At 62.7% G+C, this 25,964-nt stretch carries 27 protein-coding genes; 18 read left to right on the top strand and 9 right to left on the bottom strand.

Annotated features, from left to right (window positions below; translation table 11 throughout):
* Positions 1 to 82: 82 nt before the first annotated feature.
* From AC0L2C_RS00740 to AC0L2C_RS00725, 4 genes are all read left to right on the top strand, one after another.
* Positions 83 to 1,213 (top strand): ABC transporter substrate-binding protein, encoded by a 1,131-nt coding sequence (locus AC0L2C_RS00740; protein ID WP_473522470.1) that lies wholly within the window; start codon positions 83 to 85, stop codon positions 1,211 to 1,213.
* Positions 1,203 to 2,270, top strand: coding sequence for a FecCD family ABC transporter permease (locus AC0L2C_RS00735; protein WP_473522469.1), 1,068 nt, complete (start codon positions 1,203 to 1,205; stop codon positions 2,268 to 2,270). Before AC0L2C_RS00740 ends, AC0L2C_RS00735 begins: the two co-directional genes overlap by 11 nt.
* Positions 2,264 to 3,049, top strand: coding sequence for an ABC transporter ATP-binding protein (locus tag AC0L2C_RS00730; RefSeq protein WP_473522468.1), 786 nt, complete (start codon positions 2,264 to 2,266; stop codon positions 3,047 to 3,049). Before AC0L2C_RS00735 ends, AC0L2C_RS00730 begins: the two co-directional genes overlap by 7 nt.
* Before the next feature lie 269 nt (positions 3,050 to 3,318).
* Entirely contained in the window at positions 3,319 to 3,813 is a 495-nt protein-coding gene (locus tag AC0L2C_RS00725) for a hypothetical protein (RefSeq protein ID WP_473522467.1), read from the top strand.
* Between the two features lie 103 nt (positions 3,814 to 3,916).
* Here AC0L2C_RS00725 and AC0L2C_RS00720 read toward each other — a convergent pair whose 3' ends face one another.
* Positions 3,917 to 4,861, bottom strand: a complete 945-nt coding sequence (locus AC0L2C_RS00720) for a lipid kinase (protein ID WP_473522466.1) — start codon at positions 4,859 to 4,861, stop codon at positions 3,917 to 3,919.
* A 161-nt stretch (positions 4,862 to 5,022) separates the two neighbouring features.
* On the opposite strand from AC0L2C_RS00720, the gene AC0L2C_RS00715 reads away from it, so the two are divergent.
* The 3 genes from AC0L2C_RS00715 to AC0L2C_RS00705 all read left to right on the top strand — a co-directional run bounded on the left by AC0L2C_RS00715 (position 5,023) and on the right by AC0L2C_RS00705 (position 6,895).
* On the top strand, positions 5,023 to 5,256 hold the full coding sequence (locus tag AC0L2C_RS00715) for an AbrB/MazE/SpoVT family DNA-binding domain-containing protein (RefSeq protein ID WP_254023080.1): 234 nt from the start codon (positions 5,023 to 5,025) through the stop codon (positions 5,254 to 5,256).
* Positions 5,253 to 5,657 carry a type II toxin-antitoxin system VapC family toxin gene (locus tag AC0L2C_RS00710; protein ID WP_128172121.1) on the top strand — a complete coding sequence of 135 codons (405 nt, stop codon included), beginning with the start codon at positions 5,253 to 5,255 and terminating at the stop codon, positions 5,655 to 5,657. The genes AC0L2C_RS00715 and AC0L2C_RS00710 overlap by 4 nt, the downstream gene beginning before the upstream one ends.
* Positions 5,658 to 5,812: 155 nt before the next feature.
* Positions 5,813 to 6,895, top strand: coding sequence for a P-loop NTPase family protein (locus AC0L2C_RS00705; RefSeq protein ID WP_473522465.1), 1,083 nt, complete (start codon positions 5,813 to 5,815; stop codon positions 6,893 to 6,895).
* On the opposite strand, the gene AC0L2C_RS00700 is transcribed toward AC0L2C_RS00705, so the two are convergent.
* Positions 6,880 to 7,149: a hypothetical protein gene (locus AC0L2C_RS00700; RefSeq protein WP_473522464.1), complete on the bottom strand. Its 270-nt coding sequence runs from the start codon at positions 7,147 to 7,149 to the stop codon at positions 6,880 to 6,882. The genes AC0L2C_RS00705 and AC0L2C_RS00700 overlap by 16 nt on opposite strands.
* A gap of 101 nt (positions 7,150 to 7,250) precedes the next feature.
* Here AC0L2C_RS00700 and AC0L2C_RS00695 point away from each other — a divergent pair, with 101 nt between their 5' ends.
* From AC0L2C_RS00695 to AC0L2C_RS00655, 9 genes are all read left to right on the top strand, one after another.
* Positions 7,251 to 8,450, top strand: a complete 1,200-nt coding sequence (locus tag AC0L2C_RS00695) for an ABC transporter ATP-binding protein (protein ID WP_473522463.1) — start codon at positions 7,251 to 7,253, stop codon at positions 8,448 to 8,450.
* Between the two features lie 296 nt (positions 8,451 to 8,746).
* Positions 8,747 to 10,591 carry a TRAP transporter large permease subunit gene (locus AC0L2C_RS00690; RefSeq protein WP_473522603.1) on the top strand — a complete coding sequence of 615 codons (1,845 nt, stop codon included), beginning with the start codon at positions 8,747 to 8,749 and terminating at the stop codon, positions 10,589 to 10,591.
* Positions 10,592 to 10,620: 29 nt separating this feature from the next.
* Positions 10,621 to 11,637 (top strand): TRAP transporter substrate-binding protein, encoded by a 1,017-nt coding sequence (locus AC0L2C_RS00685; RefSeq protein WP_473522462.1) that lies wholly within the window; start codon positions 10,621 to 10,623, stop codon positions 11,635 to 11,637.
* 80 nt (positions 11,638 to 11,717) lie between these two features.
* Positions 11,718 to 12,521, top strand: a complete 804-nt coding sequence (locus AC0L2C_RS00680) for an SDR family NAD(P)-dependent oxidoreductase (protein WP_473522602.1) — start codon at positions 11,718 to 11,720, stop codon at positions 12,519 to 12,521.
* Positions 12,522 to 12,523: 2 nt separating this feature from the next.
* The gene (locus AC0L2C_RS00675; RefSeq protein WP_473522461.1) at positions 12,524 to 13,381 is read left to right on the top strand and encodes an IclR family transcriptional regulator; all 858 of its coding nucleotides are present in this window, start codon (positions 12,524 to 12,526) and stop codon (positions 13,379 to 13,381) included.
* Positions 13,378 to 13,557, top strand: a complete 180-nt coding sequence (locus AC0L2C_RS00670) for a hypothetical protein (protein WP_128167876.1) — start codon at positions 13,378 to 13,380, stop codon at positions 13,555 to 13,557. The genes AC0L2C_RS00675 and AC0L2C_RS00670 overlap by 4 nt, the downstream gene beginning before the upstream one ends.
* Complete coding sequence (locus AC0L2C_RS00665; RefSeq protein WP_473522460.1) at positions 13,554 to 15,179, top strand: acyl-CoA synthetase; 1,626 nt, start codon at positions 13,554 to 13,556, stop codon at positions 15,177 to 15,179. Before AC0L2C_RS00670 ends, AC0L2C_RS00665 begins: the two co-directional genes overlap by 4 nt.
* 10 nt (positions 15,180 to 15,189) lie before the next feature.
* A complete protein-coding gene (locus AC0L2C_RS00660; protein ID WP_128167875.1) occupies positions 15,190 to 15,948 on the top strand; it encodes an SDR family NAD(P)-dependent oxidoreductase in 759 nt (252 codons plus the stop codon).
* Between the two features lie 10 nt (positions 15,949 to 15,958).
* The gene (locus tag AC0L2C_RS00655) at positions 15,959 to 16,813 is read left to right on the top strand and encodes a PCC domain-containing protein (RefSeq protein WP_473522459.1); all 855 of its coding nucleotides are present in this window, start codon (positions 15,959 to 15,961) and stop codon (positions 16,811 to 16,813) included.
* 79 nt (positions 16,814 to 16,892) lie between these two features.
* On the opposite strand, the gene AC0L2C_RS00650 is transcribed toward AC0L2C_RS00655, so the two are convergent.
* The 7 genes from AC0L2C_RS00650 to AC0L2C_RS00620 form a co-directional block, all read right to left on the bottom strand.
* On the bottom strand, positions 16,893 to 17,876 hold the full coding sequence (locus AC0L2C_RS00650) for a branched-chain amino acid ABC transporter permease (RefSeq protein WP_473522458.1): 984 nt from the start codon (positions 17,874 to 17,876) through the stop codon (positions 16,893 to 16,895).
* On the bottom strand, positions 17,876 to 18,763 hold the full coding sequence (locus AC0L2C_RS00645) for a branched-chain amino acid ABC transporter permease (protein ID WP_023799665.1): 888 nt from the start codon (positions 18,761 to 18,763) through the stop codon (positions 17,876 to 17,878). Before AC0L2C_RS00645 ends, AC0L2C_RS00650 begins: the two co-directional genes overlap by 1 nt.
* A gap of 69 nt (positions 18,764 to 18,832) precedes the next feature.
* Entirely contained in the window at positions 18,833 to 20,020 is a 1,188-nt protein-coding gene (locus AC0L2C_RS00640) for an ABC transporter substrate-binding protein (RefSeq protein ID WP_413468402.1), read from the bottom strand.
* Positions 20,021 to 20,073: 53 nt separating this feature from the next.
* On the bottom strand, positions 20,074 to 20,820 hold the full coding sequence (locus tag AC0L2C_RS00635; RefSeq protein WP_128167871.1) for an ABC transporter ATP-binding protein: 747 nt from the start codon (positions 20,818 to 20,820) through the stop codon (positions 20,074 to 20,076).
* A complete protein-coding gene (locus AC0L2C_RS00630) occupies positions 20,813 to 21,568 on the bottom strand; it encodes an ABC transporter ATP-binding protein (RefSeq protein WP_128167870.1) in 756 nt (251 codons plus the stop codon). Before AC0L2C_RS00630 ends, AC0L2C_RS00635 begins: the two co-directional genes overlap by 8 nt.
* Positions 21,569 to 21,892: 324 nt before the next feature.
* On the bottom strand, positions 21,893 to 22,096 hold the full coding sequence (locus AC0L2C_RS00625) for a hypothetical protein (protein ID WP_287227289.1): 204 nt from the start codon (positions 22,094 to 22,096) through the stop codon (positions 21,893 to 21,895).
* Between the two features lie 58 nt (positions 22,097 to 22,154).
* Positions 22,155 to 22,301: a hypothetical protein gene (locus AC0L2C_RS00620; RefSeq protein WP_023799660.1), complete on the bottom strand. Its 147-nt coding sequence runs from the start codon at positions 22,299 to 22,301 to the stop codon at positions 22,155 to 22,157.
* A gap of 175 nt (positions 22,302 to 22,476) precedes the next feature.
* Between AC0L2C_RS00620 and AC0L2C_RS00615 the strand changes: the two genes are divergently transcribed.
* Together AC0L2C_RS00615 and AC0L2C_RS00610 are read left to right on the top strand one after the other, a co-directional pair.
* A complete protein-coding gene (locus tag AC0L2C_RS00615) occupies positions 22,477 to 23,571 on the top strand; it encodes a glycosyltransferase family 4 protein (RefSeq protein WP_473522457.1) in 1,095 nt (364 codons plus the stop codon).
* Positions 23,572 to 23,648: 77 nt separating this feature from the next.
* A complete protein-coding gene (locus tag AC0L2C_RS00610; protein WP_128167869.1) occupies positions 23,649 to 25,817 on the top strand; it encodes an amylo-alpha-1,6-glucosidase in 2,169 nt (722 codons plus the stop codon).
* Positions 25,818 to 25,964 lie beyond the last annotated feature (147 nt).

Raw genomic sequence — 25,964 nt, 5'->3', positions numbered from 1 at the left:
TTGGAATTGCTCTAAAAGAAAAATCTTGATTATACAATTCATGTTTCATAAGCGGGGCCGGCAACTGAATTGCGAGAGCCCAATGATTTTGAAATCGATATTTGCGGCCGCGGTCGCGCTCGCGGCCTTGATGCCGCTTACCCCAGGCGCGCGCGCCGAGACCGTCACTGACATTGCCGGCCGCAAGGTCGAGGTGAAGACGCCGGTCGAGAAGGTCATCCTCGGCGAAGGCCGGCAGATCTACCTGATCGCCGCGCTCGATACCGACAACCCTTTCAAGCGCATCGTTGGCTGGCGCGAGGATTTCTCCCAGGCCGATCCGGACAATTACGCCGTCTATCTGGAAAAATTCCCGTCGATGGCGGCGATACCGACCTTCGGCGGTTTCAAGGACGGCACCTTCGACATCGAGCAGGCTATCGCACTTGACCCGGACGTGATGATCATGAACATCGAGTCCAAGCAGGCAACCGAGGACGCGCAATACATCGAGAAGCTCGCCGCCGTCGGCATTCCGGTGGTCTATGTCGATTTCCGCGAGCAACCCTTCACCAACACCGAGCCGAGCATGCGCCTGATCGGCAAGCTGCTTGGCCAAGAACAGCGGGCCGAGGCGTTCATCGCCTACCGCGCGGCCCAGATCGCGCGCGTCACCGATGTGATCGCAGAGAAGAACCCCAAACGCCCGACCGTGTTCATCGATCGCGCCGGGGGCTATTCCGATGATTGCTGCATGAGCTTCGGCAACGACAATTTTGGCAAGTTCGTCGACATGGCCGGCGGGGCCAATATCGCGGCCGACCTGATCCCGGGCACGTTTGGCGCGCTCAATCCCGAACAGATCATCGCCAGCGATCCCGACCAGGTGATTGTGACGGGCGGCAATTGGGAGGCCTATGTGCCGGGCGGTAAATGGGTCGGCGTCGGTCCCGGCGCCGACGAAGCCGCGGCACTGAAGAAACTCAAGGGCCTGACCGAGCGGCCCGCGCTAACCGGCATCAAGGCGTTGGAGAACGGGCAGGTCCACGCCATCTGGCACCAGTTCTACAACAGCCCCTATCAGTTCGTCGCCATACAGCAGATGGCCAACTGGCTGCATCCCGACCTGTTCGCCGATCTCGACGCCGAGGCCACCTTCAAGGAGTTGCACGAGAAGTTCCTGCCGGTCGGGTACAGGCCTGGCCATTGGGTCTCGCTCTCCGATGAGCAGTGAACCGGCCGCACTGTCAGCCAAACAAGGGCGCGGGCTCTACCGCGCCCTTGTCCTGCGCAAGCAGCTGATCCTGGCGGGGTTCGCCCTGGCGCTGCTGCTGAGCTTCTGCATCGACCTCGCGCTCGGGCCCGCAAGCTATAGCTTCGACCAGGTGGTGCTCGCCCTGGTTTCTCCCGGCAGTGTGCCGCTTCAGGTGCGCGTCGTGTTGTGGGACATCCGGCTTCCCATCGCGCTCATGGCAGTGGTCGTCGGCGCAGCACTGTCGGTCGCCGGTGCGCAGATGCAGACGATCCTCAACAATCCGCTCGCCAGCCCGTTCACGCTCGGCATTTCGGCGGCGGCCAGCTTTGGCGCAGCCCTCGCGCTCGCCTTCGGCGTCGCGCTGATCCCGGCCGCGATCGAATATATCGTGCCGCTGAACGCCTTCGTGGTGGCGATGCTGACCGCGCTCGTCATCCACCTTCTGAGCCTCAAGCGCGGCGTGACGGTCGAAACCATCGTGCTTCTCGGCATCGCGCTCGTATTCACCTTCAATGCGCTGCTGTCGCTCGTCCAGTATCTTTCCTCCGAGCAGGCGCTCGCCGCGGTCGTGTTCTGGACGATGGGAAGCCTCACCAAAGCCACCTGGCCCAAGCTCATCATTACCAGCCTCATCCTTCTCGCAACACTTCCGATGTTCGTGCGCCGCGCCTGGGCGCTGACGGCGCTGCGGCTAGGCGAAGACAAGGCCGCGAGCTTTGGCGTCAAGGTCGCACGCCTCAGGCTCGAAACCATGATGATGGTGAGCCTCCTTGCTGCCATTCCCGTCGCCTTCGTCGGCACGATCGGCTTCATCGGGCTTGTCGGTCCGCACATCGCCCGCATGCTGATCGGAGAAGATCAGCGCTTCTTCCTGCCCGCCTCGGCGCTTTCGGGGGCGCTCATCCTTTCGGCGAGTTCGGTTGCCAGCAAGTCGCTCGTTCCAGGCACGATCTTCCCGATCGGCATCGTCACCTCGCTTATCGGCATTCCCTTCTTCATCTCGCTTATCCTCTCGAATGTGAGGCGCACATGGTAACGATCAGGCTCGATGGTCTCGGAGCCTTCCACGGGGCGCGGCTCGTCCTTTCGGATGTTTCAACTCCCATTTTCCGGGGTGGCGAGGTTGTCGCCGTGATCGGACCCAACGCAGCGGGCAAGTCGACGCTGTTCAAGCGCATCGCAGGACTTCTGAAGGGCCCGGGACGCGTCTGCCGCGAGGGAGCGGTGAAGGGGCCGGACGGCATCTGCTATATGCCGCAGGATACGGCAGCCAACGCGGTGCTGACCGTCTATGAATCGATTCTGCTCGCCCGCAAGCAGGGCTCGGCATGGTCGGTCAGCGACGGCGACCTCGCACTCATAGACGGCATCCTGGCCGCGCTCAGCATCTCGGATCTTGCCTTTCGCAACGTCGGAGAATTGAGCGGCGGGCAAAGGCAGGTGGTAAGCATTGCCCAGACCCTGGCTCGCGAACCTGAAATCCTGCTGATGGACGAGCCGACGTCCGCGCTTGACTTGCACCGGCAGGTCGAGGTGCTGACCTTCATGCGCGCGCTTGCGCGCAAGCACGGAATTGCGGTGTTGATCGCAATTCACGACCTCAATCAGGCCCTGCGCTTCGCCGACAAATGCATCGTCATCGCCGAGGGGCGGATGGTCGCCTGCGGCGCGCCGGAAGAGGTCGTCACGCCGGCGCTTTTGCGTGATGTGTACCGCGTCGAGGCGAGGATCGAGCGCTGCTCGCGGGGCATCGGTCATGTCATGGTGGACGGCGTCGCCGCCGAAACGGCAGCGACTGCATCGATAGCAGCCTAAGGCATCTGTGGTCGAAGCCAAAAGCGTAGAAAATAGATCGAAATTATGGCATAAATCTTTGAATCAAATACGTTTTATATCACCATGGCGGCTGCTTTGGCGACGAATGGAGGCATTCACTCACGACCACTGCACGTCCTTCGACGAGCCACTGTCGTACGAGATACCTTGGGTAGACAGAGGTCATGAAAACGCGCGATAAGGTTAGGCTGCGCTAGATTCAGAGATGGCCGGGGCACCAGATGATGGCACGCCGAATGTGCAACGCAATGCTTGGCTTCGCGGCGCTTGCCATAACCGCGTGCCAATCGGCGCCTGAAACGCCGCGACCCACTGTCGAACCTGCGTTAGGACCTGGACCCATTCCTGCCCAAACCGCCTCGGATCCTGCCGCTGTTCCTTCCGGCTCGGCAATTATTGATCAATCCGTGGCGGTCACTCCGCCTGCCAAGACCGTCCCGGCAAAATATGCTGCTTTTTCGGGTTTATGGGCCGGACGATTGGAGGGGATGTATGACGCCAAACTTGCTGTTCAGACGATTTCTTCCAATGGCAAGGTGACGGTCACCTATGCGTGGGGAACTCTGGGCGACAACCATCCGGGAGAGGCCGCCGGCGTTGGAAGAATTGTGGGGACTACGTTGAAGCTTGAGCGCCTGCCGAGTGGCGCAGACGTCAGTTTTGTCATGCGGCCCGACAGAACCCTGGCCGGAACCGTCAGGCTTGCCGGCCAGACCTACACGGGCGCGTTCCTCAAGCAATGATCGAAGACATGCCCGGAAGGCTATGTTGCTGTTGCCAGATCACTCCTGATCGAGAGATGGCCGCAGGCAGTTGGGTTTGTTCGACGCGCGCTTGGTCGCCAGTCTAGCCGCTGTTTGCGCTGACCGCGTCACCAGGCACCTTTGTGCGGGGCTGTATGCGCGCGGCGGCAGGCGCGAACACCGAAATCGCCTTCGGGTGGACCTTGAAATGCGCCGGGGTTGAGGTGACGATCTCACCGTCAGTATTCACCGGCATCGGCCTTTTCGTCTCGATGTCGAACTCGACGCATCTGGCTGTGCGAACCTCGCTCCAGGCGCCGTGCGTGCCCGAGCGGAACGAGCGCAACAAGAGCGCCATCTTCCAGAGATTCGTCATTTCCAGGCTGTACAGGTCGAGATGGCCGTCATCGATCTCCGCCGTCTCCTCGACGACGTTGCCGCCGCCATAGTGGCGGCCGTTGCCGACCGCTATCTGGTAGGTCTCGACTTCGGTCGTTGCGCCCTTTTCGGTAATCCTTGCTTCAAAGTGGCGGGCCTTGGTCAACACTTTCATGGCCGCCAAGGCATAGCCAAACCTGCCGAAACGCTTCTTCAGCGCCGGATCCAGCCCCTGGGCAAGATCGGTGCTGAGGCCGATGCTCGCGACGTTGAAGAAAGCGTGGCCATTGACGGTCCCGATATCGATCAGACGTCGTCCGCCCTCTACTATCACGTCAGCCGCCTTCCCAAGATCCAACGGTATTTCGAGGGTACGCGCCAGATCGTTCGCCGTCCCCATCGGAATGATGCCCATCGGCAGCCCGCTTTCCATGACCGCGACCGCCGCCGAGGACACCGAGCCATCGCCGCCGCACACGATCACAAGATCGGCCCCACGGCGAAGGCGCACGATCTCGCGTGCTATCTCGGGCAGTGCCTCAAATGTCTCGACGCTGACGCGGAGCCCTCCGGCTTCCAGCCGCTCGACGACCGGTGCGAGAGATTCCTGCCCGCGTCGTGCCTTTGGATTGATGAGTAGAAGCGCGCGTCTGTTCGTCATGTCATTCATGCGGCGTAGATAGGGTGCGTGCCTGCGGATTACGACGTCGACAGGGCGCCTGGGAAAACAAGTCACAAAATCATGGCTTTGGCAGCCGCTTGCGGAGGTTGAAATTCGGCTGACATGGTAATACCTTGTGGAAAATGGGTATTACCAAGGTGCAAGATGAGATGACCAACACAGTCACAGCCAAAGGACAGGTGACCATCCCGAAGCCGGTCCGGGACCTGCTCGGAATCGTTCCGGGCAGCAAGGTTGATTTCCGCCGCACCGATGACGGCAATGTGGTGATTGTGCGTAGTGACAAGAAGCAGCCCGTGAGCCGCTTCGCGAAATTGCGCGGCCATGCCGGCAAGGGGCTCGACACCGACGCGATCATGGCACTGACGCGTGGCGACGCGTGACGCTGGTCGACACCAACGTTTTGCTCGATCTTGTCACGGACGATGCGAACTGGGCGGATTGGTCGATCGCCCGGCTTGAGGCGGCAAGCCTCGATGGGCCGTTGTTGATCAACGATGCGGTCTATGCCGAACTTGCCGTCCGCTATGACCGCATCGAGAGTATCGACGCGTTTCTTGACGAAGCCGGTCTCCAAATGGCTCCGATGCCCCGGGCAGCACTGTTCCTCGCCGGAAAGGTCTTTACGCAGTATCGCAAATCGGGCGGATCGCGCACTGGCGTGCTGCCTGACTTCTTCATTGGCGCCCATGCGGCCGTCAATGGACTGCCGCTGCTCACCCGCGACGTTGGCCGCTATCGCACCTATTTTCCATCGCTGAAACTGATCGCACCGGGCGCCTGAACAGCCCGCCTGCCCGAGAACATGTGTGCGTAGGCCCCGCGGCTTGGGTCTACGCCATCGTGGCGAAAAGAATTGCAACTCCACCGAGAATAATCCTGGATCGACCGCGTTCTCCCCCAGGTAACAGCGCCCCCTTGGTGACCGGAGAGACCACAATGGAAATTATTGACTGCGAACGCATCGCGAAGGCCAAGCGGGCTTTCACGACCCGCCGAATTCCCACTGAGCGCATGCGGATGTTGCTTTCGCCTCCCGCCGAACCGAAGGCAGGCGACCTGGTGCTCGCGCGGATCGAGGCGCTCGGTCACCACAAGTCGGTCGAGCTGCCCTCGGGACGCAAGGCGGCACTTGCCGCGACGGACGAAGTCGTCCTGGCCTACGGCAACCGCTACGCCCCTGATCAGTTCGAGGCGATCGTTCCGGCAGATCTCGGACCGTGCCATATGGTGGCGGCAGGCGGAGTGGCTTCGCGGGCGTTGGCATGGCACGACAAGACCATGTCTCCGACTGCGATCGTGCCGCTCGGCCTCGTCACCAACTCATGCGGCCGCGTTCTGAACGTTGCAGACTTTGCGGTCGCGCCGCAGCCGGCGCGGCTCACCCCGCCGACAATCGTTGTCTTCGGAACGTCGATGAATTCGGGCAAGACGACAACAGCTGCAAGCCTCGTGCGTGGTTTGACCAGGGCAGGTTTCGCAGTTGGTGCGGCAAAGGTGACCGGAACCGGAGCCGGCAATGATCTCTGGTCGATGATGGATGCCGGAGCATGCGCCGCTCTTGATTTTACTGTTGCCGGCTTTGCCACGACCTATCTCGCCCCAATCGATGCCATCGTCGAGGGCGCGCAGCATTTGCTGCATTCTCTTGCCGCCACCGGGGCGGACATCGCGGTTCTGGAGGTCGCGGATGGGCTATTCCAGTCCGAGACGGCGGCGCTGGCAAAGTCCCCGAAATTCCGCGAGCTGACCGGCGGCGTGCTGTTTGCCGCAGGCGATGCGATGGGGGCGGTGGCGGGCTGCGAAAGGCTGCGCGAGCTTGGATACGACGTGCTCGGGCTCAGCGGGCTCTTGACCTGCTCGCCGCTGGCGCGCCGGGAAGCAGGCGCTGCCAACGTCCCTGTCTATGGCGTCAAGGAACTCACCGATCCGGCGACCGCGGCAAGCATAGTCTCAGGGATATTGAACCCGCGCCTGATGGTGATCGCTGGAGGTGCACAATGCCTCTACCAGGAATCCTGATCGGCACGCGACTGGTCGCCCTTGCGGTTCTTGTCGCCATCGGCTTTGCCAAGGCCGCCACGTCGCTCGCTCTTGTCGCCATCGTCGGTGCGGCGGTTTCCGGGGAACCGCAGCCGCTCGGGCAGGGCAGGCTGATCGTGGCCAGCCTTTCGCTTGGCATCGCGCTCTTCGCACTCGGGGTGATGCAGCGCCGACAGGGGGCAGCTTTTGCACTGGACTATGTGCGCGAGGTCCGCAGACTGCTGGTCGAGCAACTCTTCGCATTGCCGCCTGGCGCCGGCCGGACCGGTCTCGGCCTGGTAATGCCCGCCTCCTCACCGACCTCTCCGCCATCAGATCCTGGCTGGCCGACGGCGTGGCTTCCCTCTTTGTTGCGGGTCCTTCCGTCGTTCTCATCGTGGTTGGCGCCTTCTGGCTTGTCCCAGGGGTTGCGCCGTTCCTGCTTTGCGGCGTTCTTGCCTGGTCGATCGTCTGTCTTGTTGCCCTGCCGTTTCTTCACCGGGCCATCCGCGAAAGCCGGCGGAGGCGGGGACGGCTTGCCGGTCGTCTCGGCGACATCGTTGCCGCCCGGGCGGCGTTTGCCCATTTCGGCAAAAGCGGAACGTCCACACGCAAGATCGACCGGATGTCGGAAGCGCTCAACATGTGGCTCGTTCGCCGGGCAGGGTGGTCGGGGGCTGCGCGCGCGTCCAGTGACTTCGTCATGCCCGTGATCGTCGTCATTCTCGTGGCCTATGCGTTTTCGGGCCGCCCGGCGATGCTGGTTGGCGATCTCAGCACGCTATTGCTCCTCGCCGGACTGACGGTTGGCCAGCTTTCCGACCTCGCTCGCGCCGCCGATTATCGGCTTGCCTATGTCGAGTCCCGCCGCCGGATTGCCTCCATCCTGGCAAGGCCGGTGCTTGCGGATCCTGTGAATCCAGTTCCCCTGCCGCGCTCGACGTCAGGCCGGCGGCTGCGCATCGAATTTCATTGCCGAAACGGCACGCCGTCAAAAGTGCTGGATGCCGCGCCCGGCGCCTCGATCCTGCTTGGCGGTGATACGCCTGAAGCACGCAGCGCGCTTTTTTCCAGCATCGCAGGTTTTGAGGAAAACAGCGGCCTGGCGATTTTCCTCGATGACATTCCTGTCGACAAGATTTCGCGGCGCGACCGGCGCCGGGCAATCACCCTTTTGTCGCCGGCGATCCCGTTGGTGCGGGCTACAATGGTCGACAATATAGCCCTGGGAGCGCCCTCAGCGACCCCGCAGGAAGAGATAATCGCCACGGCCTCGCTGTGCGGCCTGGCAGTCGATGGACCGCCAGACAGCGGCCAGAGACTGGAGCCCCCTCAAATCAGTGCCATGCAGGCCGCCCGGATCCGTGCCGCACGAGCGCTGGTTCGATCAGCGGCCGTGCTCCTTATCGACGACATCGATGTCTGCAAGGACCGGGACTTGCTTGCGGCCGTTCTTGCACACGCGCGTGCCGCGCAAACGACAGTGATCGTCTCGTGCGAAGCAGCCACTGCGGGCATGGAATTCGATGATACCTGGCTTCTCGATTGCGCGTGATCGAGAGATCGCCCTGCTGCATGTCTTGTTGCAACCCCTCCTGAATAGTCCTGTTTAGGTTCATCGATCCACAATATGGATCGCATTTTCGCCGCAGTCGCTGATATACAGGCGATTGCATGGCAAAAATCGGTTATGCGAAATTATAGGTCCATGATATAGACCTAAGTGCGAAGATCTGGAACGAGCGGGAGGAGATCGCTTCGTTCCGATTTCGGCGTGAGCCTTTCAGGCAGGCGTTGTTGCCTGGTCCGAGCGGAGGAGCTTGAAGCATGGCAGCCGCCAGCAACAACACGATGATCGTCGATACGCCGGCCGAGGTGCTGGATGCGCGGCCAGGGTCACGGTTGATGTGGCCGGTCGAGGCGGTGGCCTCGATCCTGCTCGTCTTCGTCATCGGCCTGCTGCTCGCCGGCGTCATCTCGCGCTACGTGCTATCGCTGCCGATCGTCTGGATCGATGAGGCCGCCTCCATCTCCTTTCTCTGGCTCGCCATGCTCGGCTCGGCGATCGCCATCGACCGCAACGAGCATCTGCGTCTTACCATCTTCCTCAATCTGATCCCCGAGCGCGGCCGCCACTTCGTGGACGCCCTCGCTTTGCTCGTCGTGGCGACGGTGCTGCTCGCGCTGATCGTGCCGGCAAGCCAGTATGTACAGGAAGAGTGGTACGTCACCTCGGCGGCGCTCAACATTCCGATGAGCTTCCGCGCCTCGGCAATTGTCGCCGGGCTGGCATTGATGTCGGTTATCGCCGTGGGCCACGCGATCCGCGCAGCGACGCTCGCCAACCTGGCCGCCGCTGTCGCAGTCATTGCCGCACTGGCCGTGTTCGGCTGGCTGCTTTCGCCATTGTTCCTCACGCTCGGCTACGCCAACATCGTCATCTTTCTCGTCGGCGTGGTGGCGGTCTGCCTTCTGCTCGGCGTGCCGATCGCTTTCTGTTTCGGCGTCGGCACGATCGCCTTCATCGCCTTCAGCACGCACGTGCCGATGATCGTGCTTGTCGGCCGCATCGACGAGGGGATGTCGAGCCTCATCCTGCTGTCGGTGCCGATCTTCGTCCTGCTCGGCTGTGTGCTCGACGCGACAGGCATGGGCAAGGCGATCGTCGAATTCATGGCGTCGCTGTTCGGCCATGTGAAGGCCGGCATGTCCTACGTGCTGCTGGGCTCCATGTTCCTCGTCTCGGGCATTTCCGGTTCGAAGGTTTCCGACATGGCGACTGTCGCTCCGGCACTTTTCCCCGAAATGAAGCGTCGCGGCCACAAGCCCAAGGAGATGATCGCGTTGCTCGCAACCGGCGCTGCGATGGCCGATACGGTGCCGCCGTCTATCGTGCTGATTGTGCTCGGCTCGGTCGCCGGCGTTTCGATCGCCGCGCTTTTCACCAGCGGCTTCGTCATCGCCGTGGTTCTGTTGCTCGTCCTTGCGGTGCTCGCGCGCTGGAAGGCTTCGGGCGAAAGCATGGAAGGCGTACATCGCGCTCCGTTCTCGCTCGTCTGGAAGACGCTGCTAGTCTCCGCCCCCGCACTGGTGCTTCCCTTCCTGATCCGCGGCGCCGTCGGCGGCGGCGTCGCCACCGCCACCGAGGTTTCCACAATTGCCGTGCTCTATGCGCTGGTCATCGGCGCCTTGTTTTATGGCGGCATCGGCGCGAAGAAATTCTACGCCATGCTGGTCGAGACGGCGGCGCTGTCTGGCGCCATCCTGCTCATCCTCGGCACCGCCTCGGCAATGGCCTGGGCGCTGACGCAAACCGGCTTCGCCAACCAGCTGGCCATCTACATGACCGACCTGCCGGGAGGCTGGTTCTCCTTCATGCTCGTCACCATCGCCGTCTTCATGGTTCTCGGCTGCGTCCTTGAAGGTCTGCCAGCGATCGTTCTGATGGCGCCGATCATGTTTCCGATCGCCGCTCGGCTGGGCATCAACGACGTGCACTATTCGATGGTCGTCGTGACGGCGATGAACATCGGGCTCATGGCCCCGCCTATCGGCATCGGCTTCTACATCGCCTGCAAGATCGGCGACGTCTCGCCCGACGAGGCCATGAGCGCCATCTGGCCCTACCTCGGTGCATTGCTTGCCGGCCTGTTGCTGATCGCCGCCGTCCCGGCGCTGTCGGTAGCCTATCTCTAGCCACTCGGATTCAACCAGGAGGAAAGACGATGACCATCACCCGCCGCAGCTTGATGATAGGCACAGCCGCATCCATCCCGCTCGTGAGCACCATCCGCTACGCCGGGGCGCAGGCGGCGGAGTTCAACTACAAATACGCCAACAACCTGCCGCTCACCCACCCGATGAACCTGCGCGCGCAGGAAGCCGTCGAGAAAATCCGCGAGGAGACCGGCGGCCGCGTCGCCATCCAGATATTCCCCAGCAACCAGCTCGGCGCCGACACCGACATGCTGAGCCAGGTTCGCTCGGGCGGCGTCGAATTCTTCACGCTGTCGCCGCTGATCCTTTCCACGCTCGTCGCCAATGCCTCGATCAGCGGCATCGGCTTTGCCTTCTCGGACTACGACGCGGTGTGGGCGGCGATGGATGGCGACCTCGGCAAATATGTGCGCGGCGAGATCGAGAAATCGAACCTGGTCGTCATGGAGAAGATCTGGGACAACGGCTTTCGCCAGATCACCAGTTCCGTCGGCCCGATCGAGACGCCCGCGAACCTCGAAGGCTTCAAGATTCGCGTCCCGGTCAGCCCGCTCTGGACCTCGATGTTCACCGCCTTCAAGTCGGCGCCGGCCAGCATCAACTTCGCCGAAGTGTATTCGGCGCTGCAGACGAAGATTGTCGACGGGCAGGAAAACCCGCTCGCCATCATCTCGACGGCCAAGCTCTATGAGGTGCAGCAGTTCTGCTCGCTCACCAACCACATGTGGGACGGCTTCTGGTTCCTCGCCAACAAGCGGGCCTGGGAGGAGATGCCGCAGGACATGCGCGAGATCGTCGCCAGGAACCTCAACGAGGCCGGCGTGAAGGAGCGCGAGGACGTCGCCAAGCTCAATGCCACGCTTGAGCAGGAGCTCGTCGGCAAGGGCATGAAGATCAACCATCCGGATGCGGCCCCGTTCCGGCAGACGCTGAAGGACGCCGGCTTCTACGCCGAGTGGAAGGGCAAATATGGCGACGAAGCCTGGGCCATCCTGGAAAAGGCTGTTGGCGCCAGCCTGACCTGAGGGCGGGCGGCTCCCGGGCGGGCAGGCCATGTGGCTCGCCCGCCCGATAACAGCCACGGCTTTTTGCGAGGAATTCGATGGTGGTCGACCGGCTCAGGGGAAAATCCGCAATTGTCTTCGGCGCAGGGTCGTCCGGACCCGGCTGGGGCAACGGCAAGGCGGCGGCGGTCGCCTTCGCGCGCGAAGGTGCGCGCGTCGCCTGCGTCGATCTCACTGCGGCGGCCGCCGCCGAAACCGCTGATATCATCCGCGACGAAGGCAACCAGGCGATCGCGTTGTCAGCCGACGTGACCAGTCTGGCTTCAGTCGAGCTGGCAGCAACGGCGGCAATGGAGGCGTTCGGCGCCATCGACGTCCTGCACAACAATGTCGGCGTGACCCATATGGGCGGTCCCGTCGAACTCGATGAGGACGCGTTCCAGGCCGCCCTCGACCTCAATATCGGACCGGTCTACCGCACCGCCAAGGCGGTGTTGCCGCATATGCTCAAGGGCGGCGGCGGTGCAATCGTCAATATCTCGTCGCTCGCCGCGATACGCTACGTCGGCTATCCCTATTTCGCCTATTATGCGGCCAAGGCCGCGGTGAACCAGGCCACAGTGGCGCTGGCCATGCAATATGCGCGGCAAGGTATTCGCGCCAACTGCATCATGCCGGGCCTGATCGACACGCCGATGATCTACAAGCAGATTTCCGGCCAGTATGGTTCGGCCGACGAGATGGTGGCCGCCCGCAACGCCATGGTGCCGATGGGGCGGATGGGAACAGCGTGGGACGTCGCTGCGGCGGCCGTGTTTCTTGCCTCCGAGGAAGCGCGTTTCGTCACCGGCGTTTGCCTGCCTGTCGACGGCGGCCAAAGCTGCGCCGTCTGCGAGCTCCGCTGACCATGGACGTCGCACTGCCCCCAGAACGCGATCAGACCGGCTCGCAGAGCGTCGACCGGGCGCTCAGCCTTCTTTCGATGGTCGGCCGGCACGCCGACCGCGGCGTTTCCCTCTCCGATATCGTCGAGGAAAGTGGGCTGAACAAGCCGACAACGCGCCGCCTGCTGCTGGCGCTGATGCGCGCGGGAATGATCGAGCAGGACGAGACGACGCGGCGCTATTATCTCGGCGAGGAGGCTTACGTGCTGGGCAGCCTCGCCTCGCGACGTTTCGGCTTGCTTCAGGTCTCGATGGAAAGTCTGCTGCGCCTTTCGAAGAAGACCGAGGATGCCAGCTTCCTCTCGGTTCGCCGCGATACATATTCAGTCTGCCTCTATCGCGAGGAGGGGACCTATCCGGTCAGGACCCACGCGCTGCAGGCCGGCTTCGAGCACCCACTGGGCGTCGGCGCCGGCTCGCTCGCCATGCTCGCCGCACTCCCCGACGAGGAAGTGGAAGCGGTGCTTGCCGCCAACGACGCGGTGCTCAAATCCGACTACCCAATGCTGCCGGTCGAGCAGATCCGGCGCGATGTAGAGACGACGCGCGCCAACGGCTATTCGCTCAATCCCGGCCGCATCGTCGCCAATTCCTGGGGCGTTGGGGTTGCGCTTCGCAGCGCCGACGCACGGCCAGTCGGCGCGCTGTCGATCGCGGCGATCGACAGCCGGATGCAGCCGGCAAGGCAAATCGAACTCGTCGGATATCTCATGCTGGAGGCAAAGCGCGTCGAGGAACGGCTTGCCCAGATGTTCGCCTCGCGCGCGCATATGCGCGAGCACCCCACTTTAAAGCCGCGCACCAGGAGGTTGTCACAATGACGGAGGCTCACACCGACGGACGGGCGCATTCCGCGTTAGGAAAGTCGGAATTGGAAAACACCGGGCAGTTGATGGCGACGGCAGCGGCGTCCACGCTTGCTCATGCCGGTGTCGAGCCCTGCGACGTCGCCGCCATCTTCGTCTACGTGTCGTCGCTGGAGCGCGCGAAGTCATGACCATGGCTGCAGGCGGCGTGACGCCTTCCTCCACGCGCGTCATGAACCTCTCGCATTTTTTGACCCAGGCGGCACGCCGCAATCCGCACGATATTGGCTTCGTCTGGCGCGAGCGGCAGTGGACATGGCGCGAGATGGAAGCGCGCGTCAACGCGATGGCCGCTGCACTCCGCGACGCGTTCGGCGTGACAAAGGGCGATCGAATCCTCGTCCAGTCGGCCAATTGCAATCAGATGTTCGAATCTATGTTCGCCTGCTTCCGGCTCGGGGCCGTCTGGGTGCCGGCGAACTACCGCCAGTCGCCGGACGAAGTCGCCTACCTCGCCAAGGCGAGCGGCGCGCGTGGCCTGATCTGCGGCGCGGGCTTCCCGGCTCATGCTGCTGCCTGCCGGGAAACAGCCCCCGGGATCGACTTCGTCCTGTCGATCGGCGCGGCCGAATTCGGCGATGACTACGACGCCGTCGCCGCCCGTTTTGCCGGCCGGACCGTTGCCAGCGTCGCCGTCGATCGCGACGATCCCTGCTGGTTCTTCTTCACCTCCGGCACGACCGGCCGGCCAAAGGCCGCCGTGCTCACGCATGGCCAGATGGGCTTTGTCATCACCAATCATTTGTGCGACCTGATGCCCGCCACGACGCGCGACGACGCCTCGATCGTGGTGGCGCCGCTGTCGCATGGGGCCGGCATTCATCAACTCGTGCAGGTGGCGCACGGCGCCAAGTCTATCCTGCTGCCAACCGACAAGCTCGACGTGCCGACGGTCTGGGCGCTGGTCGAAGAATGGCGGGTGACCAACGCCTTCACCGTGCCGACCATCCTCAAGATGCTGGTCGAGGACGACAGCGTCGACCGGTTCGACCATTCCTCGTTGCGCCATGTCATCTATGCCGGTGCGCCGATGTACCGCGCCGACCAGAAGCGGGCGCTCGAGAAGATCGGGCCGGTTCTGGTCCAGTATTTTGGCCTGGGGGAAGTCACGGGCAATATCACTGTGCAGCCTCCTTCCTATCATTCCGTCGAGGATGGCCCGCAGGCGCGCATCGGAACCTGCGGTTTCGAGCGCACAGCCATGCAGGTCGAGATCCAGGACGACGCCGGCAATGCCGTCTCGCCGGGCGAAACCGGCGAAATCTGCGTGATCGGGCCTGCAGTCTTCGCCGGCTATTACGACAACCCGCAAGCCAACGCCGCAGCGTTCCGCAACGGCTGGTTCCGCACCGGCGATCTGGGCCACATGTCCGAGGACGGCTTCGTCTACATCACCGGCCGCTCGTCCGACATGTATATCTCCGGCGGCTCCAACATCTATCCGCGCGAGATCGAGGAGAAGATCCTGCTCCATCCCGACATCAGCGAAGCCGCCGTTCTCGGCATTCCCGATCCCGTCTGGGGCGAGGTCGGCGTCGCGGTTTGCGTCGCCCGCGCCGGCGTTGTGCGCGAAACGATCGCGATTGAGCGCTGGCTGGAAGGCAAGCTCGCCCGCTACAAGATGCCCAAGCGCTTCGTGTGGTGGGAGACGATGCCCAAATCGGCCTATGGCAAGATCGCCAAGAAGTTGATTCGCGAAGAGCTGGAGCGCCGCGGCGAGTTGGGACCGTCCGAGCCGAAGCTCTCGGCATGAGGAGCAGGCGATGAACAGCAGCCACCAAAGCCGCGCCGTGGCGATCACCGGCGGCGCATCGGGCATCGGCCTTGAGACGGCGCGCCTGCTGACCGAGCGCGGCTTCGACGTCTTCCTCCTCGACCTCGCCGCGCCAGCGCTGGGTTCGGCCTGCACGGATCTCGGCCTCAGCGAGGAACGCGGCATCGTCTGCAACGTCGTCGACGAAGCGGCTGTCGACGAGGCCATCGGCCGGATCACCGCCGCGCACAGCCTCGCCGCGGTCGTGAACTGCGCCGGCATAGCGATGGACCGGCCGTCGGTCGAGACCAGCGTCGAGGATTTCCGCCGGATTGTCGACGTGAACCTCACCGGAACGTTCATTGTCTCGCGGGCTGCGGCGCGCTACTGGCTTGAACGGGAGCTGCCGGGGGCGATTGTCAATATCACCTCTGTTTCTGGTCTTTGCGGCAACAAGGGCCGCAGCGCCTACGGCGCATCGAAGGGCGGTCAGAATCTGCTCACGCTCGTCATGGCCAATGAGCTCGGCGTCGATGGCATCCGCGTCAACGCCGTCGCACCCGGGCCGATCGAAACGCCGTTGACGCAGGCTGCCCACACCGAGGATGTTCGTCGGCAGTGGTTGGAGCGCGTGCCGCAGCGCCGCTACGGCACGCCGCGCGAGATCGCGGGAGCGGTGGCTTTCCTGATTTCAGACGAGGCCAGCTACATCAACGGCCAGATTCTCGCCGTCGATGGCGGCTTCATCCATGCCGGCCTTGTCGCCTGAGATGGCTCCGATGCGCAGCATCCGCCATCCCGGTCCGATCGCATCGGAACGTTTCGCAGCGATGCCCTGCGCCGCAGAGCCGCTGACGCTGCGGCTTGAAGCCGGCAGCTCGATCAATGACGCCGTGGCGCAGGCCCTCGCGGTCGCCGGATTCAGCAGCGGATATATCCGCCTGCGCAACGCGCGGGTTGACCCAATGCGCTACGTCGTCCCCGCCGCCTCTCCAGATGGCACGCACGCCGCGTGGTACAGCGATACATTCGCACCGGAAGGCATAACGGTCATCGAGGATGCGGGCCTCGTCGCCGGCCGGCGCGACGAGCGGGCATTTTTTCATTGCCATGGCATCTGGCGCACCCCCGACGGCGTGCGCCGCATGGGCCATCTCCTGCCGCTCGACTCGCGCTTGGCGGAGCCGGTTGAGGTCACCGCCTGGGGTATCGAGGGCGCGCTGTTCGACGTGCGCGACGACGCCGAGACGAATTTTCGCCTTTTCGCGCCGATCAGGGCTCCGCTCCTGGGTGAGCGCCGCGGTCGCCGCGCCGCCATCTGCACGGTAAGGCCCAACGAGGATATCGGCCAGGCGATCGAAGCACTTTGCCGACGGCACGGCTTTGACCACGCCTCGATCCAGGGCATCGGCAGCCTGGTCGGCGCGGATTTCGACGACGGCTCGGCGGTCTCCTCCTATGCGACGGAAGTTCTCGTCACGGACGGCGCCGTGCGCTCCGGTCGTTGCACGCTCGACATCGCGCTGGTCGGCATGGACGGTCTGATAAGCTCAGGTCGCCTTCGCCGCGACGCTAACCCCGTCTGCGTGACGTTCGAACTGCTGGTTGTCGCATCCGATGAGAAATCTGCCTAGTTGAGGATGCTGACCACGCTGTGTGCCGTGTCGCTGCGGCCCCACTTGGTCGACCGTGGATCTGGTTTTCGCGACCCGGTCAGAGCGGTTTTCGCATCCATTTTGCCAGGACCCCAACGACGCCTTCCCGGAACGACAGCACCGCGACAACGAAGATGATGCCTTGGCCGATCGTGACCCAGTCGCCGAATGTCGCGAGGTAGTTCTGCATCGTGACGATGACTGCCGCGCCGACGATCGGTCCGAACACCGTGCCCATGCCGCCCAACAGCGTCATCAGCACGACTTCGCCGGACATCGTCCAGTAGACGTCGGTAAGCGACGCCAACTGGAACACGATGGCCTTGGTTGCGCCGGCGACGCCGGCGAGCGTGGCCGACAGCACGAATACGGCGAGCTTGTAGCGGTTGACCCGATAGCCCAGCGAGATCGCGCGCGGCTCGTTCTCGCGGATCGCCTTCAACACCTGTCCAAACGGCGAATGGATGATCCGATAGATCAGCAATATGCCGGCGAAGAAGACGGCGAGCACGAAGAAATACAGAACTTCGCTCGAACGCAGGTCGATCAGCCCGAACAGATGTCCGCGCGGCACGGCCTGGATGCCGTCCTCGCCGCCGGTAAACGCCGCCTGCAGCGAGAAGAAATAGATCATCTGCGCAAAAGCCAGCGTCACCATGGCGAAATAGATGCCGTGGCGGCGAATGGCGAGGGAGCCGATGGCGAGACCGAGCACGGCTGCCACCAGCGTGCCCGCGATAATGGCAAGTTCAGGCGTCAGGCCCCAAACCTTTGCCGCATGGGCCGAGACGTAGCTCGCCATGCCAAAATAGGCTGCGTGGCCGAAGGACAGGAGACCGCCAAAGCCGAGCAACAGGTTGAAGGCGCAGGCAAACAGCGCGAAGCACAGCACCTTCATGACAAAGATCGGATAGAGCAGAAATGGCGCGGCGACGAGGAAGACGAACAGCGCGGCGAAGATCGCAAGGTGATGACGGGGCATGCCCGCAGCGCCGACCGACGTTATGGCCGCCATAGCGATCGGGTTGGTGTCGGTTGTCATCACACACTCCGTCCAAACAGACCCGCGGGCTTGACCAGCAGCACGAGCGCCATGATGACAAAGATCACCACCGCCGAGCCTTCCGGATAGAATACGCGGGTCAAGCCCTCGATCAGCCCAAGCCCGAAGCCGGTGAGGATCGAGCCCAGTATCGAGCCCATGCCGCCGATGACGACGACGGCAAAGACGACAATGATCAGGTCTGCCCCCATGTTCGGATTGACAGCATATATCGGCGCGGCGAGCACGCCGGCGAAACCCGCGAGTGCGACGCCGAAACCATAGGTGAGTGTGACCAGCAGCGGCACGTTGATGCCGAACGCGCCGACCATGGTCGGGTTCTCGGTCGCAGCCCTGAGATAGGCGCCAAGCCGGGTCTTTTCGATGATGAACCAGGTCGCGAGGCACACGACGAGGGAAGCCACGATCACCCAGGCGCGCGAATTGGGCAGGTACATGAAGCCGAGATTGTACCCGCCGTTCAGAAGCGGCGGCGGCGGGTACGGCAGGCCGGATACGCCGAAAAACTGGCGGAAGAAGCCGACGATGATCAGCGCCAGGCCGAATGTGAGAAGCAGCCCGTAGAGATGGTCGAGGTGATAGAGCCGTCGGATCAGGACGCGCTCAAGCACGATGCCGGTGACGCCGACAATCGGCGGGACGATGAACACAGCCCACCAGTAACCGACGCCAAGATAGTTGAGCAGCATCCAGGCGCCGAAGGCGCCCAGCATGTACTGGGCGCCATGCGTGAAATTGATGATGTTCAGGAGACCGAAGATGACCGCCAGCCCGAGGCTCAGAACCGCATAGAAGGAGCCATTGATCAGCCCGAGCAGCAATTGCCCGAACAGGACCTGAGGCGGAATTCCAAGCAGTTCGAACATGGTCGCTCCAGCTGACTTATCGACAAAACGGCGCGCCGAGCTGTTCGGCGCATCGTTGGCGAGGCTCGCTTACTTGACGAGCGAACAGCCGCCTTCGGCGAGCGGGCGGAACGCCTTGTCGGCCGGAATGGTGGCTACCGTCTCGAAATAGTCCCATGGAGCCTTCGATTGGTCCGGCTTCTTGACGCGGAACAGATACATGTCGTGCAGCTTGCGCCCGTCGGCGCGGATGGTGCCCTTGCCGAATAGCGGATCCTCGGTCGGCATTTCCTTCATTTTGGCCATCACCTTGGCCGCATCCTTGTCGCCGACGGCCTCGACGGCCTTAAGGTAATGCAGGACAGAAGCGTAGACTCCGGCCTCGATCATCGAAGGCTTTTGTCCGGCATTCCGCTCCTGGAAACGGGCAGAGAACTCCCGCGTTTGATCGTTCTTGTCCCAGTAGAACGCGCTGGTGAGCACGAGGCCTTGCGCCACTTCGAGGCCAAGCGCATGCACGTCGTTGATGAACATCAGCAGGGCGGCGAGCGCCTGGCCTCCCTGGGTGATGCCAAATTCCGACGCCTGCTTGACCGCGTTGATCGTGTCGCCGCCGGCATTGGCGAGGCCGACGACCTTGGCGCCCGACCCTTGTGCCTGCAGCAGGAAGGACGAAAAATCCTGGCCGGGGAAAGGATGACGGACGGCGCCGAGAACCTTGCCGCCCGATGCTTCGACGACCGCCGTCGTATCGCGCTCGAGCGCGTGGCCGAAGGCGTAGTCGGCTGTGACGAAGAACCAGCTATCGCCGCCCTGTGCGACCATGGCCGAGCCCGTGCCGTTGGCAAGCGCCCAGGTGTCGTAGGTCCAGTGGACGGTGTTGGGCGAACAGGCTTTGCCGGTGAGGTCGGACGAGGCCGGACCCGAGGCGAGGAAGATCTTGTTCTTCTCCTTGGTGATCTCGTTGACGGCGAGCGCCACCGACGAGGTTGGCACATCGGCGATCACATCGACATTTTCGGTGTCGTACCACTGGCGGGCGATGTTCGAGCCGACGTCCGGCTTGTTCTGGTGGTCGGCGGAGACGATCGACACATTGATGCCCTTGTCCGTCGCCTTGAAGTCTTCGACCGCCATCTGGGCCGCGATGACCGAGCCTTCGCCAGCGATGTCTGCATAGATGCCGGAACGGTCATTCAGAACGCCGATCTTGACATCTGTGGCATAGGCCGCGCCGGCCATCAGCAGGCTCGCCGTCGAAGCCAGGACAAATCCCATTTTTTTCATCGCTACTTCCCTCCGATTGCGGCGCAACGCGCCGTTGATGATGTCTAGACGCCGAGATAGGCGTGCAGCTTGTCGATGTTGGCGTCGAGCTCGTGGTTGGGGATGGTGTCGATCACGCGCCCCTGTTCCACCACGTAGTGACGGTCCGCGACCAACGCGGCGAAATGAAAATTCTGTTCGACGAGCACGATCGTGAATCCCTCGTCCTTGAGCCGGGCAATGGTGCGGCCGATCTGCTGCACGATGACCGGCGCAAGCCCTTCGGTCGGCTCGTCGAGCAGCAAGAGCTTGGCGCCCGTCCGCAAGATCCGGCCGATGGCGAGCATCTGCTGTTCGCCGCCCGATAGCTTGGTGCCTTGGCTCGAAAGCCGTTCCTTCAGGTTCGGGAAGAGCTCGAAAATCTGCTCGACGGTGAGCCCACCGGGGCGCACCTGCGGCGGCAGCATCAAATTCTCCTCGACAGAGAGGCTGGAAAAGATCGCCCGTTCCTCGGGGCAGTAGGCGATGCCCATCTGTGCGATCAACCGCGACGGCAGCTTGATCGTTTCCCGACCTTCATACGTGACCGAGCCCGAGCGCCTGGAAAGAATTCCCATGATCGCCTTCAGCGTCGTCGTCTTGCCGGCGCCATTGCGGCCGAGCAGCGTCACCACTTCACCTTCGCCAACCTCGAAACTGACGCCGTGAAGCACATGGCTCTCGCCGTACCAGCCCTGCAGGCCATCGACGCGAAGCAGGGGTCTCGTCGAGGGGCCAGCAGCCGGCCTGTTTGCAAGTTCAACTTCAGGCATGTCCGGCCCCGATATAGGCTTCGATAACGCGCGGATCCTTGGAAACCGCAGCATAGTCGCCTTCGGCGAGGACTTTGCCGCGAGCGAGCACAGTGATGCGGTTCGACAGCGAGGCGACGACCGACAGATTGTGCTCAACCATCAAAATGGTGCGGTTCTTGGAGATGCGCCGGATCAGCGCCGAGATGCGCTCGATGTCTTCTTGCGCCATGCCGGCCATGGGCTCGTCGAGAAGCAGCATTTCAGGGTCCAGCGCCAGCGTCGTCGCGATTTCAAGCGCGCGCTTGCGGCCGTAGGACAGATCGCTGGCGCGGATGTCTGAAAACGCGGTCAGGCCGACATCGGCGAGAAGCGCCGCACCCTCGCCATCGAACTTGGAGAGCACTTTTTCGGAGCGCCAGAAATCGAAACTGTCGCCGCGCCGGCGCTGCAGCGCGATGCGGACATTCTCGAGTGCCGTCATGTGCGGAAACACCGCCGATATCTGAAAGGAGCGCACAAGGCCCAGCCGCGCGATGTCGGCCGGCTGCATCCTGGTGATGTCGCGGCCTTGGTAGCGGATCGCGCCGCGCGTTGGCTGGAGGAATTTGGTCAGCAGGTTGAAGAGGGTCGTCTTGCCTGCGCCGTTGGGGCCGATCAGCGCGTGGACCGATCCTCGCTCCACCGTCAGGTTGACATTGTTGACAGCGACAAAGCCCCCAAATTCCTTAGTCAATCCCGCTGCTTCGAGGATCGCTCCGGAATTCATGCGCGGCAGCCCTCGCCGGTCATCGGCGTGAAAACGTGGAACCGCGCTGCGAGGCCATCCGCCCCCGGGGTGACTTCCATGGTTTCCTCCCGTGGCACTTCCGCCCGCAACAAACGACCTAATGCACATCGCGTCAAGGCCGCAATTACCGGCGCCGTGGCACGGAGCCTTCGATCATTTTCGAATTGCAATGTCGAAGCGGCGCCAACGACCGGCGAGACGTGCCGGGATCCGAACCCAACCCCAATCCGAACCCATCCGGCCGAGCAGTTCGAAATTCCGCCCCGACTGATTGGGCCGACTGATTAGATGAATGCGAAAAGCTTAGCTGCGCTGGCTTGAGTTGGGGTTTTCCCGGTCTGCCCGGGTGATCTTGCCTTTCGACGCTTTCGATCCGCCGCCCCATTCCTGGGCGTTCCTGGCTTGGGCGCCGCCCTTGGCCGGTAGCTTGGCCTTGTCGCTGCCGCCGCTTGCCCTCTTTCCCGATACAGGCTGGTTGGTTTTCGCAGACAAGTTTGTCTTTGCCATGTGTCACTCCTCTCGATGGTCGCAGCCATTATTGTCCGCCTCCGGGGCAGGGCGTCGGTTAGTCCTTGCCACGCCTTGGATCCTTGCCGGCAGCCTGGCTGCTCTTTTGCGGCTTGTCCTTCTTGTCCTGATTGCCAGCGCGGTTGCCGCCGTGCTCGCTGCTCGATCCCTTGACGGCTTTTGTGTCCTGAAGCTTCGTAGCCATTCTGGTTCTCCTTTGGTCCCTAGTTGAACTCGCCTGACGCGGCGATTGTTCCCGCCGGGAACATATCGACCCTTCGAGAGTTGGCCCGGGAGGACCGCACTGCAATGAACGCGAGGAAGGGGATTGCCGTCGGAGCTTTTTGAAGGATGACCTTCGCTTTCGAGAAGTGTTGCAGATGAAAATTGCCCAGATCGCCCCCCTTACCGAAGCCGTGCCGCCGCGGACCTATGGCGGGACCGAGCGGATAGTTTCATATCTGACTGAGGAGCTTGTTCGACAGGGGCATGACGTGACCTTGTTCGCCAGCGGTGATTCACGCACCTCTGCCGAATTGGTCCCGTGTTGCGATATTGCATTGCGCCTGAATCCCAGGGTTCGGCACGACATTCCCCACCACGTGATGATGCTTGAACAGGTGCGCAGGCGGGCCGATGAATTCGACGTGCTGCATTTTCACATCGATATTTTCCACTTCCCGGTAGTCCGGGACTTTGCCGAGCGAACCGTTACGACGCTCCATGGACGGCTCGACCTCCCCGACCTGGCTCAGCTTTATTCGATGTTTGATGACATTCCGCTGGTTTCGATTTCTTACGATCAACGCTGGCCCATGCCGCCTGTCCGTTGGGCCGGAACGGTGTATCACGGTCTGCCTCGCGATCTTCTGCCGTTTCGCCCGAAAGCCTCGGGCTATCTCGCATTCCTCGGCCGCATCTCTCCGGAAAAGGGGCCGGAAACGGCAATTGAGATCGCTGCGCGTAGCGGAATGCCGCTGAAGATCGCCGCCAAGATCGACAAGGTAGACCAATCCTATTGGAAGGAGACGGTCGAACCCCAGGTGCTTCGAAATTCGAACGTGGAATTCATCGGCGAGATCGACGAACGGCGAAAAGCAGACTTTTTGGGCAATGCGGCAGCGCTTTTGTTCCCTATCGACTGGCCGGAACCCTTCGGATTCGTAACCATCGAGGCGATGGCCTGTGGCACGCCTGTGATAGCGTTCAGGCGCGGTGCCGTTCCGGAGGTCATCGACGATGGTGTGTCCGGGTTGATCGTCGACACAGCAGACGGAGCTGTGGATGCAGTGCGGCGGATAAACGGCCTCGATCGTGCACAGGTGCGACGGACTTTTGAAGAGCGATTCACGGTCGAGCGCATGTGCCGCGACTACGTGGCGATCTATGGCTCGCTCTCGGAGGACATAACGAAAGCACTTGGCTCTCAAAACGAGCGCGCTAAAAATGCCGCAATGATGACTATGTCTACCTGACCGAGCAAGGCGACGGCTCGGCTGCTCGAATCAGCGCCTGAGCCGCCTTGGTCGCTTCTGGACGGGAGGGGTTGACCATGACCACTCAACTCGAAGATCGCAAGATTGATCCAGCCGTGGCGCTGCCGGCAATCGACGAAACGGCGCCGCGCGAGCCGCATCGGCAATTTGCGCTGAAACACGAGGATTGCTTCGTCGTCGCAGACAGCTACGGCGACATACGCGGCACCGGCGACGGGCTTTTCCGTGACGACACGCGTGTTTTGTCGCGCTTCCGCCTGTTCATCGGCGGCCGGATGCCGTCGCTGCTCGGCGCCTCGCTGTCGCAGGACAATATCCTGTTCACCGCCAATCTCACCAACCTGGCCACTATTGGGCCGAATGGCAGCGAAACCTTGCCGGGCGTCGTCCACATTGATCGGACGCGGTTCATCTGGCAGGATCGCATGTTCGAGCGCATCACCTTCACCAACTACTCCGCGCGCGAGGTGGTTCTGCCCGTCCGGCTCGACTTCGACGCCGATTTCCGTGACATGTTCGAGGTGCGCGGCACCACGCGCAGCCGCCGCGGCCGCGCCCATGACGCGCTGGTCGGCGAGGCGAGCGTGACGTTCCGATATGAAGGCCTCGATAATGTGGCGCGTCAGTCGGTCATCGCCTTTTCGATCCGACCCGACGAGGTCCACCCCAACCACGCCGATTTCGTCATTCGCGTGGCAAGGCGCGGCGCCAGAGCATTGTACCTGGAGGTCGGCCACAGCGAAGAGACCCCCTCCAGCGACCGCTTTCGCGCCGCCGCTGCGCGAGCCCGCTTTGCCATGCGCTCAAAGCGCCGGCAGGGCGCCACCGTGTTCAGCTCCGGCCGCGTGTTCAACGACTGGCTGACACGCACGCGCGCCGACATCGCGCTGCTGACGACCGATCTGGAGACCGGGCCATACCCCTACGCCGGCATCCCCTGGTTTTCGACGGCTTTCGGCCGCGATGGCGTGATTTCCGCCTTGCAGATGCTCTGGCTCAATCCGGACCTTGCTCGTGGGGTGCTGGCCTTCCTGGCCCACTATCAGTCGACCGAGACCTCTGTGTTCGACGATGCCGAACCTGGCAAGATCATGCATGAAACCCGCAAGGGCGAAATGGCGGTGCTGCGCGAGTTGCCGTTCGGCCGCTACTATGGCGGCGTCGACACCACGCCACTCTATGTCTATCTGGCTTCATCCTACGCCGAACGCACCGGGGACGAGGCGTTCGTCGACCATATGTGGGACTCGCTGGGCGCTGCCACTGCCTGGATGGAAGAAGTCGGAGCCCGCAACGGCGAAGGTTTTGTGACCTACAACAGGGCGGCCGACACGGGTCTGTTCAACCAAGGCTGGAAGGACAGTTCCGATGCCGTCTTCCATGCCGACGGCACCATCCCCAGAGGGCCGATCGCATTGGTCGAGGTGCAAGGTTATGCCTTCGCTGCATATCTAGGGATGGCGGCGCTGGCCGCCAGGCGCGGCGACGACGCCAAGGCGGCGCACTGGAGCGTCCTGGCAGAGAGGATCCGTAAGGCGGTCGAGACGCATTTCTGGATGCCGGACCGCGATTTCTATGCTTTGGCGATCGACGGAGAAGGCAAGCAATGCGCGGTCCGCACGTCCAATGCCGGTCACCTGCTTTATGTCGGGCTGCCGTCGGCGGAACGGGCGCAGGCACTTGCCAGCCAGTTGCTCTCTGCTCATCTTCATAGTGGCTGGGGCGTTCGCACACTGGCCGACGATGAGATCCCATTCAACCCGATGTCATATCATAATGGCTCGATCTGGCCACACGACACCGCGCTCTGCGCCTCCGGGCTCGCCCGCTATCACGAACGAGACAGCGTCGTGAAGCTGATGAGCGGTATGTTCGAGGCAGCGGTCCGTTTCAACATGCGGCTGCCGGAGCTGTTCTGCGGCTTTACACGTGCGGCCAGCGATTCACCGGTGGCCTACCCGGTCGCCTGCCTGCCGCAAGCCTGGTCGGCTGGCTCCGCTTTCATGATGCTGCAGGCTTGCCTGGGCATTCGGGTTGACGGCTGGAAACGCGAGATCACTGTGGAACGCCCGCGGCTGCCTATCGGCATCGACAACATCGTTATCCGCCACCTGGCCATTGGCGAGGCGAAAGTCGATCTCATCTTCGAGCGCATTGGCGACCGTGTTGTGTGTTATCTCGACCACCGCCATGAGGGTCTGGTGCCTCTGGTGGTGCGCTCATAACTAAGGCCGGCAAGCGGCCACTGGCGTCAGCTGCTGTCGGCAGAGGGCCAGCAAGCGCACGCCGCCCAGGCTCGTCTTGAACCACCTCCCGGAACACAATATCGCTGCAAACGTTGCCAAGACAATCGATTGTCTTTGAGGGATGCC

The organism is Mesorhizobium sp. WSM4845, assembly GCF_055811455.1.
The sequence above is the reverse complement of the archived record's forward strand: the minus strand, read 5'-3'. Positions and strand labels throughout refer to the sequence as shown.

What these genes read in the sequence shown, in the direction of transcription:
- AC0L2C_RS00720 (WP_473522466.1), bottom strand. Translation starts at nt 4,861, where the DNA reads ATGAATGACATGACGAACAGACGCGCGCTTCTACTCATCAATCCAAAG.
- AC0L2C_RS00665 (WP_473522460.1), top strand. Translation starts at nt 13,554, where the DNA reads ATGACCATGGCTGCAGGCGGCGTGACGCCTTCCTCCACGCGCGTCATG.
- AC0L2C_RS00725 (WP_473522467.1), top strand. Translation starts at nt 3,319, where the DNA reads ATGCTTGGCTTCGCGGCGCTTGCCATAACCGCGTGCCAATCGGCGCCT.
- AC0L2C_RS00705 (WP_473522465.1), top strand. Translation starts at nt 5,813, where the DNA reads ATGGAAATTATTGACTGCGAACGCATCGCGAAGGCCAAGCGGGCTTTC.
- AC0L2C_RS00685 (WP_473522462.1), top strand. Translation starts at nt 10,621, where the DNA reads ATGACCATCACCCGCCGCAGCTTGATGATAGGCACAGCCGCATCCATC.
- AC0L2C_RS00630 (WP_128167870.1), bottom strand. Translation starts at nt 21,568, where the DNA reads ATGAATTCCGGAGCGATCCTCGAAGCAGCGGGATTGACTAAGGAATTT.
- AC0L2C_RS00660 (WP_128167875.1), top strand. Translation starts at nt 15,190, where the DNA reads ATGAACAGCAGCCACCAAAGCCGCGCCGTGGCGATCACCGGCGGCGCA.
- AC0L2C_RS00635 (WP_128167871.1), bottom strand. Translation starts at nt 20,820, where the DNA reads ATGCCTGAAGTTGAACTTGCAAACAGGCCGGCTGCTGGCCCCTCGACG.
- AC0L2C_RS00640 (WP_413468402.1), bottom strand. Translation starts at nt 20,020, where the DNA reads ATGGGATTTGTCCTGGCTTCGACGGCGAGCCTGCTGATGGCCGGCGCG.
- AC0L2C_RS00615 (WP_473522457.1), top strand. Translation starts at nt 22,477, where the DNA reads ATGAAAATTGCCCAGATCGCCCCCCTTACCGAAGCCGTGCCGCCGCGG.
- AC0L2C_RS00675 (WP_473522461.1), top strand. Translation starts at nt 12,524, where the DNA reads ATGGACGTCGCACTGCCCCCAGAACGCGATCAGACCGGCTCGCAGAGC.
- AC0L2C_RS00715 (WP_254023080.1), top strand. Translation starts at nt 5,023, where the DNA reads ATGACCAACACAGTCACAGCCAAAGGACAGGTGACCATCCCGAAGCCG.
- AC0L2C_RS00730 (WP_473522468.1), top strand. Translation starts at nt 2,264, where the DNA reads ATGGTAACGATCAGGCTCGATGGTCTCGGAGCCTTCCACGGGGCGCGG.
- AC0L2C_RS00650 (WP_473522458.1), bottom strand. Translation starts at nt 17,876, where the DNA reads ATGACAACCGACACCAACCCGATCGCTATGGCGGCCATAACGTCGGTC.
- AC0L2C_RS00645 (WP_023799665.1), bottom strand. Translation starts at nt 18,763, where the DNA reads ATGTTCGAACTGCTTGGAATTCCGCCTCAGGTCCTGTTCGGGCAATTG.
- AC0L2C_RS00690 (WP_473522603.1), top strand. Translation starts at nt 8,747, where the DNA reads ATGATCGTCGATACGCCGGCCGAGGTGCTGGATGCGCGGCCAGGGTCA.
- AC0L2C_RS00655 (WP_473522459.1), top strand. Translation starts at nt 15,959, where the DNA reads ATGCGCAGCATCCGCCATCCCGGTCCGATCGCATCGGAACGTTTCGCA.
- AC0L2C_RS00625 (WP_287227289.1), bottom strand. Translation starts at nt 22,096, where the DNA reads ATGGCAAAGACAAACTTGTCTGCGAAAACCAACCAGCCTGTATCGGGA.
- AC0L2C_RS00740 (WP_473522470.1), top strand. Translation starts at nt 83, where the DNA reads ATGATTTTGAAATCGATATTTGCGGCCGCGGTCGCGCTCGCGGCCTTG.
- AC0L2C_RS00610 (WP_128167869.1), top strand. Translation starts at nt 23,649, where the DNA reads ATGACCACTCAACTCGAAGATCGCAAGATTGATCCAGCCGTGGCGCTG.
- AC0L2C_RS00735 (WP_473522469.1), top strand. Translation starts at nt 1,203, where the DNA reads ATGAGCAGTGAACCGGCCGCACTGTCAGCCAAACAAGGGCGCGGGCTC.
- AC0L2C_RS00670 (WP_128167876.1), top strand. Translation starts at nt 13,378, where the DNA reads ATGACGGAGGCTCACACCGACGGACGGGCGCATTCCGCGTTAGGAAAG.
- AC0L2C_RS00620 (WP_023799660.1), bottom strand. Translation starts at nt 22,301, where the DNA reads ATGGCTACGAAGCTTCAGGACACAAAAGCCGTCAAGGGATCGAGCAGC.